This window comes from Rhizobium sp. GCM10022189 (assembly GCF_042656325.1).
Lineage (GTDB): Bacteria > Pseudomonadota > Alphaproteobacteria > Rhizobiales > Rhizobiaceae > Rhizobium.
The window spans coordinates 52,948-64,794 of record NZ_JBHSOR010000047.1; the positions used below are offsets into that span (position 1 = coordinate 52,948).

Here is an 11,847-nt window from a genome sequence, read left to right on the forward strand (position 1 = left end):
GCAAGCTTCGCTAACTCTTTGACGAAAGCCAAGAAAATGAATGATCGCGTTGTCGTCGGCTATAGTTTCTCCCAGCGTTTCCTTCACTGGGCAACCGTGCTCCTGGTTCTCTTCAATCTTCTTTTGCCCGATGGCATGAATGCCTGGTACCGGATTGTCCGCCGTGGCGGCATGCCTTCGCCGGAGCAGATTGCCTCAGCCAATATCCACGCCTATGTCGGGATCGCAATCCTGCTCGTGACGATCATCAGGCTCGGCCTGCGTTTCGTGCAGGGCGTGCCGCCGGAAGCCGCAGACGAGCCGGCGACACTTCGGCTCGCTGCGCGGCTTGTGCATGCGAGCCTCTATCTGCTGCTGCTTGCCCTGCCGGTTTCAGGCATTGCCACCTACTATTTCGGTGTCGATGCGGCGGGTTCGCTACATGCCGATGTGCTGAAGCTCATCCTGTGGATCGTTATCGCTGCGCATGTCCTCGGTGCTCTGGCCCACCAGTTTTACTGGAAGACGGATGTCTTGCGGCGGATGACAGTCGGTTAAGGCTTCAGGTGATCAATTGACCGCCGTTACCGTGAAACCCTGCCGGCGCAGCAGTTCGACGACGCCATCCTTGCCCGGCAGGTGCAGGGCGCCGACGGCCATGAAGACACTGCCGTTGGCGAGAATGGGGGCGGCGCGCTCGGCCATTACCTTGTTGCGGTCGAGGATGATGCGCTGCTCGAAGGCGGCGTAGTCGCTGTCCTCGTCGCTGCCTTCGGGCGTCACGGTCTTCAGCATCGGCATGGTCATGCCGATGTCGCCGGAGAGATAGATATCGGTCATGGTCTCGACGACGTCGTTCATCTTGGCTCCAAGCTCCAGCGTCTCGATCAGCGACTTCAGATGAAATTCGACCGGCAGTTCGGCCATGGCCTGCAGTTGCTCGGCCAGGGTTTCCAGGCCCTTGACCTGTTTGCCTTCGGCAGCCGCATCGGCGGCGATCTTCTGGTCCAGGAACTGGACGCCTTGTGCCTTGCGGGAGATCTCGCAGGCGGGCAGCGCCACGGCGCTCGAAATCATCCAGGGGCGCATGCGGGACACGGCGGAGAGCGGGATGCCACGCTGCTTCAGGCCGGCTTCGAGACGGCTGTAATCTTCAGGTGAGAGAAGCTTGTCGATGGTGGTCCCGTCCGTGAACATCATCAGGTCGGGCTTCATCAGAAGGGCGGCAGTTGCTTTCTTCTCGTCGAGGATTTCGTCGGATTCGATGACGATCGTGTCGGCGCCGTCATGGGCAAGCTGCGCACGTGTCGGCAGGTTCAGGACGCGCGGATCGGTAACATGCATGGTGCCGAGCAGCCAGGACGGCCTGACGCCCGGTTTTTCGATCTTCCAGAAAATACCTTTGCCGTTGGGCGTCGCATCCGCTTCCTTCACGGCTTCGGCATAGCGGGCAGGATCGTTCTGCTGCAGTTCGGTGAGCAAGTTTTTCCCGGTGCAGCCGTCTTCCGCAGCATCGGCCGGCGTGACGGAAAAGACGGCGGCGAGCAATGCGGCGGCGAGCAGCACATGAAAGGCCGCCGCGAGCCAGAGCAGGATATTGCCCGGCTGGACGATGTGAAAGGTCCGGTGGCCGATGGAAATGGTCATGCTGGTAATCCGGTCACAAGTGCTTCAAGGCTCATGCTCTACGCCGGGCTTGCGCATATTCCTTTAAGAGACAGTGTTAACGAAGGATTACGCGCGAGGATGCGCCTTATCATACACTTCAAGAAGCCTGGATGCATCGACGCCGGTATAGACCTGCGTGGTGGAGAGGCTGGCATGGCCGAGCAGTTCCTGAATGGTGCGCAGGTCGCCGCCACCGGCCAGCAGATGCGTGGCGAAGGAGTGGCGCAGCGCGTGCGGGGTGGCGCTCTCCGGCAAGCCAAAGGCACTGCGCAACTTCTGCATGGCGCGCTGGATGATGGCCGGCTGCAGCTTGCCGCCACGGGCGCCGCGAAACAGCGGCTCGCCCTCGTCAAGATCGAAGGGGCAGAGCTGCCTGTATTTGTCGACGGCTTCGAAAACGATAGGCAGCAACGGAACGAGGCGCGTCTTGTTGCCTTTTCCGGTGATGCGCAGCGTCGTTGTCCCGGCCCTGATATCGGCGGGCGTCAGGTCGAGCGCTTCGGAAATGCGCATGCCGCAGCCATAGAGCAGGGTCATGACCGCCGCGTCACGTGCGGCAATCCACGGTTCGTCGTGAAGCTGCGCATCGCTGCTGACGACGGCAATCGCCTGCCTGTCCGACAGGGGCTTCGGAAGAGATTTCGGCTGCTTCGGCGAGCGGATCGCAGCGGCGCCCGCCGCGTTGACCAGGCCCTTGCGTTCCAGGTGCCGCAGGAGCGAGCGAAGGCCGGCGAGGTTCCGGCCGAGCGAGCGGGCGCCGGCTCCGTCCCGTCGGCGGGCGGCCAGAAAGGCGCGAAAGTCGGCCGGGCGCAGCGTCTCGATGTCGCGCAGCGTCGCCGGACCGCCGAGATGGCCGGTCAAAAAGGTCAGGAACTGGCGTGTATCGCGCTCATAGGCATCGAGCGTATGTCCGGAAAGGCGGCGTTCGCGCGCGAGATTTTCGAGCCAGGCGCTGCGCTCTGCGATCAGTTGTGGATCGGCGATGATCAGAAGTTCATTCACGGGCGTGGCTCTTGAATTTGATTTCCGTGACGCCAATTCTGAAACAGTGGCGTTATGGAATTGCTAATGCTTGCCAAGCCCTTGTCATGTATCGATCATAATTCACTGAGATAGCTTATAGCTCCCATAAGACAGGAATTTTTATGGCACGGCGCGACACCATGACGGCTTTCGGACAGCTTGCGGAAGCGATCGCCCTGGTCTCTCATGGAAAACCCGGCCATATCGTCGATACGTTGATCGCCGAGCGCGGGCAGAAGATCGTCCGCCATCCGCTCTGGCCTGTCATGCGGCCGTTTCTCTACACGCTGCTGCGCTACAACAAGGCGATCGAATTCGCCAATGATGTGGCCAACATGCCAGGCTTCCAGTCGTTCGAATATATGAGCAACCTGCTGAAGCTGGATATCAACGTTACCAATGCCGAGCGCATTCCTGCCTCCGGCGGCTTCATCCTCGTCAGCAATCACCCGACCGGCATTGCCGACGGCGTGGCCGTCTTCGATCTCCTGAAGACGCGCCGACCGGACATGATGTTCTTTGCCAATCGTGATGCCGTGCGTGTCAATCCGCGCTTTGCGGAAATGATCATTCCGGTCGAGTGGCGCGAGGAGTTCAAGAGCAAGCTCAAGACACGCGAGACGCTGCAGCTGACCAACCATGCGGTGAGGGAAGGCAAGGCGACCGTGCTATTCCCTTCCGGCCGCATCGCCTATTGGGCGAACGGGCGGCTGAACGAGCGGCCCTGGAAAACCTCTGCGGTCGGCCTTGCCCGCAAATACGGTCTGCCGATCCTTCCCGTTCACATGACGGCGCGCAATTCCGGCCTGTTCTACTGGTTCGCCAAATGGTCGACCGAGCTGCGCGACATGACGGTCTTCCACGAGCTTCTGAACAAGAAGGGCGATCGTTTCGATTTCGTGATCGGCAATCTCATTCCCGCCGAACAGCTCGACGGCGACCTGAACGAAGTGACGAAGGCGCTGGAAAAGCTGACGGTCTACGATATGGCCACCAATGGCAATGCGCAGTTCGTGCCGGTCTCCGATCCGTCTGCGCAACCGGCTGAATCCGTGGCCGTCTGACCTCTTTATGGTTCCAATTTGCTGCCGTTGCGGGCATGGTCTGGCGCAATGAGCACAGATTCGTCCGATCTCTTTGGCGCGCTTTTCGAGGCTCCGCCCGCGAACCGCACGGTTCCGGTGCTGGTGCCGATGCCGGCGCCGAAAGCCTATTCCTATTCGGTGCCTGAAGGCATGGCTGTCGAGCCCGGCTCGGTCGTGCAGGTGCCGCTCGGGCCGCGCCAGGTGATCGGCGTCGTCTGGGATGGCGGCGAGGACGGTGTCGATCCCAAGAAGCTCCGGCCTATCACCCATGTCTTCGATTGCCCGCCGCTCAACAAGGAGATGCGGGATTTTATCGACTGGGTGGCTGCCTACACGCTTTCGCCGCCGGGACTGGTGGCGCGCATGGCACTGAGGGCGCCGAATGCCTTCGAGCCCGAGCCGATGGTGGAAGGATTGCGTTTCGTCGGCGGCGAGCCGGAAAGGATGACGCCGGCGCGCGCCCGCGTGCTCGATGCAGCCGCCGACGGGCCATCCTGGACGCGCATCGGCCTTGCCCATGCTGCCGGGGTCTCCACCAGCGTCGTCGACGGGCTGGTCGCGCAGGGCATATTCGAGACGATCTTCCTGCCGCCGCCGCCCGTCGTTGCCAGGCCCGATCCGGACTTTGTGGCTTCCCGCCTCGAAGGCCCGCAGAAGGAGGCGGCAGAGGAAATTCTGGACGAAGTGCGCAGGGGCGAATTCGCGGTCTCGCTGATCGACGGCGTGACCGGTTCGGGCAAGACCGAGGTCTATTTCGAGGCGATTGCCGAGACGTTGAGACGCGGCAAGCAGGTGCTGATCCTGCTGCCGGAAATCGCGCTGACGGCAAGCTTCCTCGAACGCTTTCAGGATCGTTTCGGTGCGAAACCTGCCGAATGGCATTCCGATCTTGCGCCGCGTATGCGCGAAAAGGTCTGGCGGCAGGCGGTAACGGGCGAGGTACGGGTCGTTGCCGGCGCGCGCTCGGCGCTGTTCCTGCCCTTCGAAGATCTCGGCCTCATCATTGTCGATGAAGAGCATGATCCTGCCTACAAGCAGGAGGATCGCGTTTATTACAACGCGCGCGACATGGCGGTCGTCCGCGCACGGATCGGCGATTTTCCGGTCGTGCTCGTTTCGGCGACGCCTTCGGTCGAAAGCCAGGTCAATGGCCAGAGTGGACGCTACAGCACGATCCATTTGCCGACGCGTTTCGGCGATGCGGCACTACCCGACCTGCATCTGATCGACATGCGGCGCCATGCGCCGGAGCGCGGCGGCTTCCTCTCGCCGGTGCTGATCCGGGCGATCGGCAAAACGGTGGAAAAGGGCCAGCAGGCGCTGCTCTTCCTCAACCGCCGCGGCTATGCGCCGTTGACGCTCTGCCGTGTCTGCGGCCACCGGTTCCAGTGCCCGCAATGTTCCAGCTGGCTGGTAGAGCATCGCTTCCGCCGGCAGTTGCAATGCCATCAGTGCGGCCATAACGAGCCGACACCGGAGGCCTGCCGGGAATGCGGGACGCTCGACCATCTCGTCGCTTGCGGGCCGGGCGTGGAGCGTATCGCCGAAGAGGTGGAACGGCATTTTCCCGACGCACGCACTATCGTGCTTTCGTCCGACATCATGGGCGGCGTGAAACGGCTGCGGCTGGAGCTCGATGCCATCGCCAAGGGGGAGGCGGATATCGTCATCGGCACGCAGCTCGTCGCCAAGGGGCACAACTTTCCGCTGATGACGCTGGTCGGCATCGTCGATGCCGACCTCGGTCTCGCAAACGGCGATCCGCGCGCGGCAGAGCGGACCTACCAGCTTCTGTCGCAGGTTACCGGCCGTGCCGGCCGAACGGGCCTGAAGAGCCACGGCCTGCTGCAGACCTACCAGCCGCAGCACCCTGTCATGCAGGCGATCGTTTCCGGCGATGCGCAGGCCTTTTACGACCGCGAAATCAGCGAACGCGAGCGTGCGGCGCTGCCGCCGTTCGGCAGGCTCGCCTCCATCATCGTTTCGGCCGACACGCGCCACGACGCGGAAAACCATGCGCGTGGCATGCGCAATGCCGCACCGCAGGTCGCGGGCATTTCCGTTCTCGGGCCGGCGGAGGCGCCGCTGGCGCTGGTGCGCGGGCGCCATCGCTTCCGCCTGCTGGTGCACGGGCGCCGCAATTCCGACATGCAGGCCTATCTTCGCGCATTGCTGTCGCAATCGCCGAAAGAGCGCGGTTCGGTTCAGGTGCAGCTCGATATCGATCCGCAGAGCTTCCTGTAGATCATTGACATCTCAACGTTTCCGGATGCCGCCGATCATGGCATAAACGCAGAATCAGGCGATGAATCGGGGGCGAGGCATGGAGTTCTACTTTCCGACGGAATTTGGCGAGCAGCTTGCCTTTGGTGCGGCGGCCTTCACCGCACTCGCCGGCTTCGTCATCATGTTCGCGCCCGGTCTCGCCATGCGGACCCTCGGCCTGGCGCCACGCGGCGAGCGGCGCGAAGGCTTCAGCGAAGTCCGCTCCATGGGCGGCCTCTATCTCGGTCTCGGTATTGCCGCGATCATGCTCGCGCAAGACTGGACTTATTTGGCCCTCGGGGCAGCTTTCGCGATGGCTGCTTTTGCACGCATTATTTCGATCCTGTCTGATGAGGGGAGCACGCTCCTCAACTATTTACTTCTGGTTGTGCAGGCGATCGTCGCGGCGCTGCCGCTGCTCTATGTGTTCGGCTTCCTGCAAGGCTGATCCAGAGCTGAAATTAAAGCGTTTCGCAGGCCGCTTTCTGGTGTTTCCGTAATTTTGCTGACAGAAAATCATGCGAAACACGTATTCGGACGTTACGCGTGTTGCGAGTCCGAACATCCTATGTTAGACGGACCCCGAATTTCGGAAGAAGCAAGAGGCTTCTCTTGCGATTTCTGGGGGAAATCAAAACGAATTCAAGGTCATAGGTTCGGCGCCCGCCGAAAGTCCGATTTTGAATTGAAATCAGGGAAATTTGTGCCCGTGGCAGACACGTCCCAGCTTACTTCTGGTGTTGCAGAGCGCTATGCCTCGTCGCTTTTCGAGCTGGCGCTCGAAGAGGGCGCCGTCGACAGCGTTACCGCCGATCTCGACCGGTTCCAGGCCATGCTGGATGAAAGCGACGACCTGAAGCGCTTTGTCCTCAGCCCGGTTTTCTCTGCGGAAGACCAACTCAAGGGTATCGTGGCGATCAGCGAAAAGGCTGGCATTTCGGGCTTCTTCGCCAATTTCCTGAAGGTCGTGGCGCGTAACCGCCGCCTGTTTGCCCTGCCGGGCATGATCAAGGCCTTCCGGCTGATCGCTGCCAACCATCGCGGCGAAATTTCTGCCGAAGTCACTTCGGCTCATGCTCTTTCTGCAGAGCAGGAAAATGAATTGAAGGCGGCGCTGAAGGGCGTCACCGGCAAAGACGTGGCAATTGCTGTCACGGTTGATCCGTCAATTCTTGGTGGTCTGATCGTCAAGGTCGGGTCCCGTCAGATTGATACGTCTCTTCGTACCAAACTCTCTACCCTTAAGCTTGCATTGAAAGAGGTCGGCTGATGGATATCCGCGCTGCGGAAATTTCCGCAATTCTTAAAGACCAGATCAAGAACTTCGGCAAAGAGGCAGAAGTCTCGGAAGTCGGCCAGGTTCTCTCCGTTGGTGACGGTATCGCTCGCGTTTATGGCCTGGACAATGTTCAGGCTGGTGAAATGGTCGAGTTTCCCGGCGGCATCCGCGGCATGGCGCTCAACCTTGAGTCCGACAATGTCGGTGTCGTTATTTTCGGCTCCGACCGCGACATCAAGGAAGGCGACACCGTAAAGCGTACCGGCGCGATCGTCGACGTTCCGGTCGGTCCGGAACTGCTCGGCCGCGTTGTCGACGCTCTCGGCAACCCGATTGACGGCAAAGGCCCGATCAATGCGACCCGCCGTGCGCGCGTCGACGTAAAGGCTCCTGGCATCATCCCGCGCAAGTCGGTTCATGAGCCGATGTCGACCGGCCTCAAGGCTATCGACGCGCTCATTCCGGTTGGCCGCGGCCAGCGCGAGCTCGTCATCGGCGACCGCCAGACCGGCAAGACCGCCATCATTCTCGATACGTTCCTGAACCAGAAGCCGATCCATGACAACGGCCCGGATCAGGACAAGCTGTTCTGCGTCTACGTCGCCGTCGGCCAGAAGCGCTCCACCGTTGCCCAGTTCGTCAAGGTTCTGGAAGAGCGCGGTGCGCTGAAGTACTCGATCGTCGTTGCTGCGACCGCTTCCGATCCGGCTCCGATGCAGTTCCTCGCTCCGTTCGCAGGCTGCGCAATGGGCGAATACTTCCGTGACAACGCCCAGCACGCGCTGATCGGTTACGACGACCTGTCCAAGCAGGCTGTCGCTTACCGCCAGATGTCGCTGCTGCTGCGCCGCCCGCCGGGCCGCGAAGCTTATCCGGGCGACGTTTTCTACCTGCATTCGCGTCTCCTCGAGCGCGCTGCAAAGATGAACGACGACAAGGGTGCTGGTTCGCTCACCGCTCTGCCGGTCATCGAAACGCAGGGCAACGACGTTTCGGCCTTCATTCCGACCAACGTGATCTCGATCACCGACGGTCAGATCTTCCTCGAAACCGACCTGTTCTACCAGGGTATCCGTCCGGCCGTTAACGTCGGCCTGTCGGTTTCCCGCGTCGGTTCCTCGGCTCAGATCAAGGCAATGAAGCAGGTTGCCGGTTCGATCAAGGGCGAACTCGCCCAGTATCGTGAAATGGCCGCCTTCGCCCAGTTCGGTTCGGATCTCGACGCTGCGACGCAGCGCCTGCTGAACCGCGGTGCGCGCCTGACCGAACTCCTGAAGCAGCCGCAGTTCTCGCCGCTGAAGACGGAAGAGCAGGTCGCCGTGATCTTCGCCGGCGTCAACGGCTACCTCGACAAGCTGCCGGTTGCTCAGGTCGGCAAGTTCGAGCAGGGCCTGTTGTCCTACCTGCGTTCGGAAGGCTCCGCCATCCTCGATGCGATCCGCACGGAAAAGGCTATCAGCGACGCGACGAAGGGCAAGCTCACCGCTGCTCTCGACAGCTTCGCCAAGTCTTTCCAGTAATCGGACCTTAGGTTAGGACGGATAACGGATGCCTTCACTTAAGGATCTGAAAAACCGGATCGCCTCCGTCAAGGCGACGCAGAAGATCACCAAGGCGATGAAAATGGTCGCCGCGGCGAAGCTTCGGCGTGCCCAGGAGGCGGCCGAGGCCGCCCGGCCTTACTCGCAGCGCATGAATGCGGTCCTGGCGAACATCGCCAAGGCCGTCACCGATGCGGACGGCGCGCCGGTCCTGATGACCGGCACGGGCAAGGACCAGGTTCACCTGCTCGTCGTCTGCACGGCCGAACGCGGCCTGTGCGGCGGCTTCAACTCGCAGATCGCCCGCTTCGCACGCGACCACGTTCGCAAGCTGGTGGCCGAAGGCAAGACGGTGAAGATCTTCACCGTCGGCAAGAAGGGCTACGACATCCTGCGCCGCGAATTCGCGTCTATGATTGTCGAGCGTAAGGAACTGCGCGAAGTCAAGAAAATCGGGTTCGAGAATGCCGACCAGATCGGCAAGCGTATCATCGAGATGTTCGAGGCCGGCGAATTCGACGTCTGCACGCTGTTCTACTCGGAATTCAAGTCGGTGATCAGCCAGGTTCCGACCGCGCAGCAGCTCATCCCGGCCAAGGCCCCGGAAGCCAGCGCCGAGGATGCAGACCACGCCGGCGCGGTCTACGAATACGAGCCGGATCCGGCGTCGATCCTCGACGAGCTGATCCCGCGCAACATCTCCGTTCAGGTCTTCCGCGCTCTCCTCGAGAACGTTGCGGGCGAAATGGGCGCCAAGATGAGCGCGATGGACAATGCGACGCGCAATGCTGGTGAGATGATCAACAAGCTGACGCTGAGCTATAACCGTCAGCGTCAGGCGCAGATCACCAAGGAACTGATTGAAATCATTTCGGGCGCGGAAGCGCTCTGAGTTAGGGAAAAGAGGGTAAGAAAATGGCTGAGGCAGCTACCCGCTCTGTCGGCAAAGTCACCCAGGTTATCGGCGCCGTCGTCGACGTTGCTTTCGAAGGCGAACTGCCGGCGATTTTGAACGCGCTCGAAACCGACAACAACGGCAACCGTCTGGTTCTCGAAGTCGCTCAGCATCTGGGCGAAAACGAAGTCCGCACGATCGCCATGGACTCGACCGAAGGTCTCGTTCGCGGCCAGCAGGTCACCGATACCGGCGCGCCGATCTCGGTTCCGGTTGGTGACGAAACGCTCGGCCGTATCATGAACGTCATCGGCGAGCCGGTCGACGAAGCAGGTCCGCTGAACACCGCTCACAAGCGCGCCATCCACCAGGATGCTCCGGCTTACGTCGAGCAGTCCACGGAAGCGCAGATCCTCGTTACTGGCATCAAGGTCGTCGACCTTCTCGCTCCCTACGCCAAGGGCGGCAAGATCGGTCTGTTCGGCGGCGCAGGCGTCGGCAAGACCGTTCTCATCATGGAACTGATCAACAACGTCGCCAAGGCACACGGTGGTTACTCGGTCTTCGCAGGCGTGGGTGAACGTACCCGCGAGGGCAACGACCTTTACCACGAAATGATCGAATCGGGCGTCAACAAGCATGGCGGCGGCGAAGGCTCCAAGGCTGCGCTGGTTTACGGCCAGATGAACGAACCGCCGGGTGCGCGCGCTCGTGTCGCCCTGACCGGTCTGACGGTTGCCGAGCACTTCCGCGACCAGGGCCAGGACGTTCTGTTCTTCGTCGACAATATCTTCCGCTTCACGCAAGCTGGCTCGGAAGTGTCGGCTCTGCTCGGCCGTATTCCTTCGGCCGTGGGCTATCAGCCGACGCTTGCCACCGACATGGGCCAGATGCAGGAACGCATCACCACGACCACGACGGGCTCGATCACCTCGGTCCAGGCCATTTACGTTCCGGCCGACGACTTGACCGACCCGGCACCGGCAACCTCGTTCGCCCACCTGGACGCAACGACGGTTCTGTCGCGTTCGATCGCTGAAAAGGGCATCTACCCGGCCGTTGACCCGCTCGACTCCACCTCGCGCATGCTCGACCCGATGGTCGTCGGCGAAGAGCACTACGAAGTTGCTCGTAAGGTCCAGTCGACGCTGCAGCGCTACAAGGCCCTGCAGGACATCATCGCGATCCTCGGCATGGACGAACTGTCCGAAGAGGACAAGCTGTCGGTTGCCCGCGCCCGCAAGATCGAGCGCTTCCTGTCGCAGCCGTTCTTCGTTGCCGAAGTCTTCACCGGTTCGCCGGGCAAGCTGGTTGCTCTCGAAGACACGATCAAGGGCTTCAAGGGCCTCGTCAACGGCGAGTACGACCACCTGCCGGAAGCTGCCTTCTACATGGTCGGCTCGATGGAAGAAGCTGTCGAGAAGGCCAAGAAGCTCGCTGCTGCTTGATGAGCGACGCTTTGGACGAGATTTTCTGCTGCGACACTCTCCGGAGTGTCGTGGCCGAGCTTCCTGAACCGGCCGCGCCGACCCTCTACCGTGCCGATAACGGCGTGATGATGATGGTCGTGGGGCTGGCTCAGACCGAGGAAGGCCTCGGCTATCTCGACCATGCGATAATGCACTGCCCGTTCTGCGGGACCAAACTGCAAGATGCAAAAGCCATAGCCGAGAAGGTAAGTCACTGATGGCTGACAATTTCAACTTTGAGCTCGTGTCGCCGGAGCGTCTGCTGCTGTCGCAGATGGTGACTGAGGTCGTCATTCCCGCGACCGAAGGCGAAATGACGGTCATGGCCAACCATGCTCCGACGATGACGACCGTCAAGCCGGGTATTGTGAGCGTTCGTTCCGCCTCCGGTTCCAAGCAGGACTACGTCGTGTTCGGCGGTTTCGCCGATATCCTGCCAACCGGCTGCACGCTGCTGGCAGAATCGGCTGTTCCGGTCGAAGAACTCAACAAGGACGAGCTGACGCGCCGCATCGAGGCCGCGAAGAAGGAACTCGAGGATGCCGAGCATCACGAGCACAAGTCCAGGCTTGAGCATTTCATCATGGAACTGACCCATCTGCGTGGTGTCGTCCAGCAGGATTGATCGCTGCAACCAGCGACA

Annotated in this window: 12 protein-coding genes; 10 read left to right on the plus strand and 2 right to left on the minus strand. The window is 61.2% G+C overall.

The window, feature by feature from the left end:
• Window positions 1–36: 36 nt before the first annotated feature.
• Entirely contained in the window at window positions 37–537 is a 501-nt protein-coding gene (locus ACFPWW_RS20310) for a cytochrome b (protein ID WP_377313073.1), read from the plus strand.
• Between the two features lie 12 nt (window positions 538–549).
• On the opposite strand, the gene ACFPWW_RS20315 is transcribed toward ACFPWW_RS20310, so the two are convergent.
• Both ACFPWW_RS20315 and ACFPWW_RS20320 read right to left on the minus strand, forming a co-directional pair.
• Window positions 550–1,626, minus strand: coding sequence for a TraB/GumN family protein (locus ACFPWW_RS20315; protein ID WP_377313074.1), 1,077 nt, complete (start codon window positions 1,624–1,626; stop codon window positions 550–552).
• 87 nt (window positions 1,627–1,713) lie between these two features.
• Entirely contained in the window at window positions 1,714–2,649 is a 936-nt protein-coding gene (locus ACFPWW_RS20320; RefSeq protein ID WP_113412702.1) for a tyrosine recombinase XerC, read from the minus strand.
• Window positions 2,650–2,792: 143 nt separating this feature from the next.
• Between ACFPWW_RS20320 and ACFPWW_RS20325 the strand changes: the two genes are divergently transcribed.
• The 9 genes from ACFPWW_RS20325 (at window position 2,793) to ACFPWW_RS20365 (ending at window position 11,829) form a co-directional block, all read left to right on the plus strand.
• Window positions 2,793–3,734: a GNAT family N-acetyltransferase gene (locus tag ACFPWW_RS20325; RefSeq protein ID WP_377313075.1), complete on the plus strand. Its 942-nt coding sequence runs from the start codon at window positions 2,793–2,795 to the stop codon at window positions 3,732–3,734.
• Window positions 3,735–3,782: 48 nt separating this feature from the next.
• Window positions 3,783–5,999, plus strand: coding sequence for a primosomal protein N' (locus tag ACFPWW_RS20330; protein ID WP_377313076.1), 2,217 nt, complete (start codon window positions 3,783–3,785; stop codon window positions 5,997–5,999).
• A 79-nt stretch (window positions 6,000–6,078) separates the two neighbouring features.
• On the plus strand, window positions 6,079–6,468 hold the full coding sequence (locus ACFPWW_RS20335; RefSeq protein WP_112756527.1) for a DUF4345 domain-containing protein: 390 nt from the start codon (window positions 6,079–6,081) through the stop codon (window positions 6,466–6,468).
• A gap of 255 nt (window positions 6,469–6,723) precedes the next feature.
• Window positions 6,724–7,290, plus strand: coding sequence for a F0F1 ATP synthase subunit delta (locus ACFPWW_RS20340; protein ID WP_113500645.1), 567 nt, complete (start codon window positions 6,724–6,726; stop codon window positions 7,288–7,290).
• Window positions 7,290–8,819: a F0F1 ATP synthase subunit alpha gene (atpA, locus tag ACFPWW_RS20345; RefSeq protein ID WP_112705789.1), complete on the plus strand. Its 1,530-nt coding sequence runs from the start codon at window positions 7,290–7,292 to the stop codon at window positions 8,817–8,819. Before ACFPWW_RS20340 ends, atpA begins: the two co-directional genes overlap by 1 nt.
• A 28-nt stretch (window positions 8,820–8,847) precedes the next feature.
• Window positions 8,848–9,732 (plus strand): F0F1 ATP synthase subunit gamma, encoded by an 885-nt coding sequence (locus ACFPWW_RS20350; RefSeq protein ID WP_112571878.1) that lies wholly within the window; start codon window positions 8,848–8,850, stop codon window positions 9,730–9,732.
• A gap of 23 nt (window positions 9,733–9,755) precedes the next feature.
• On the plus strand, window positions 9,756–11,183 hold the full coding sequence (gene atpD / locus ACFPWW_RS20355) for a F0F1 ATP synthase subunit beta (RefSeq protein WP_112571876.1): 1,428 nt from the start codon (window positions 9,756–9,758) through the stop codon (window positions 11,181–11,183).
• Window positions 11,183–11,422 carry a hypothetical protein gene (locus ACFPWW_RS20360; protein WP_112705790.1) on the plus strand — a complete coding sequence of 80 codons (240 nt, stop codon included), beginning with the start codon at window positions 11,183–11,185 and terminating at the stop codon, window positions 11,420–11,422. The genes atpD and ACFPWW_RS20360 overlap by 1 nt, the downstream gene beginning before the upstream one ends.
• Window positions 11,422–11,829, plus strand: a complete 408-nt coding sequence (locus tag ACFPWW_RS20365) for a F0F1 ATP synthase subunit epsilon (RefSeq protein WP_112571872.1) — start codon at window positions 11,422–11,424, stop codon at window positions 11,827–11,829. The genes ACFPWW_RS20360 and ACFPWW_RS20365 overlap by 1 nt, the downstream gene beginning before the upstream one ends.
• The last annotated feature ends 18 nt before the right edge of the window (window positions 11,830–11,847 follow it).

Excerpts from the sequence above, each read along its gene's own strand:
- ACFPWW_RS20310 (WP_377313073.1), top strand. The coding sequence starts at position 37 with ATGAATGATCGCGTTGTCGTCGGCTATAGTTTCTCCCAGCGTTTCCTT.
- ACFPWW_RS20315 (WP_377313074.1), bottom strand. The coding sequence starts at position 1,626 with ATGACCATTTCCATCGGCCACCGGACCTTTCACATCGTCCAGCCGGGC.
- ACFPWW_RS20325 (WP_377313075.1), top strand. The coding sequence starts at position 2,793 with ATGGCACGGCGCGACACCATGACGGCTTTCGGACAGCTTGCGGAAGCG.
- ACFPWW_RS20330 (WP_377313076.1), top strand. The coding sequence starts at position 3,783 with ATGAGCACAGATTCGTCCGATCTCTTTGGCGCGCTTTTCGAGGCTCCG.
- ACFPWW_RS20335 (WP_112756527.1), top strand. The coding sequence starts at position 6,079 with ATGGAGTTCTACTTTCCGACGGAATTTGGCGAGCAGCTTGCCTTTGGT.
- atpA (WP_112705789.1), top strand. The coding sequence starts at position 7,290 with ATGGATATCCGCGCTGCGGAAATTTCCGCAATTCTTAAAGACCAGATC.
- ACFPWW_RS20350 (WP_112571878.1), top strand. The coding sequence starts at position 8,848 with ATGCCTTCACTTAAGGATCTGAAAAACCGGATCGCCTCCGTCAAGGCG.
- atpD (WP_112571876.1), top strand. The coding sequence starts at position 9,756 with ATGGCTGAGGCAGCTACCCGCTCTGTCGGCAAAGTCACCCAGGTTATC.
- ACFPWW_RS20360 (WP_112705790.1), top strand. The coding sequence starts at position 11,183 with ATGAGCGACGCTTTGGACGAGATTTTCTGCTGCGACACTCTCCGGAGT.
- ACFPWW_RS20365 (WP_112571872.1), top strand. The coding sequence starts at position 11,422 with ATGGCTGACAATTTCAACTTTGAGCTCGTGTCGCCGGAGCGTCTGCTG.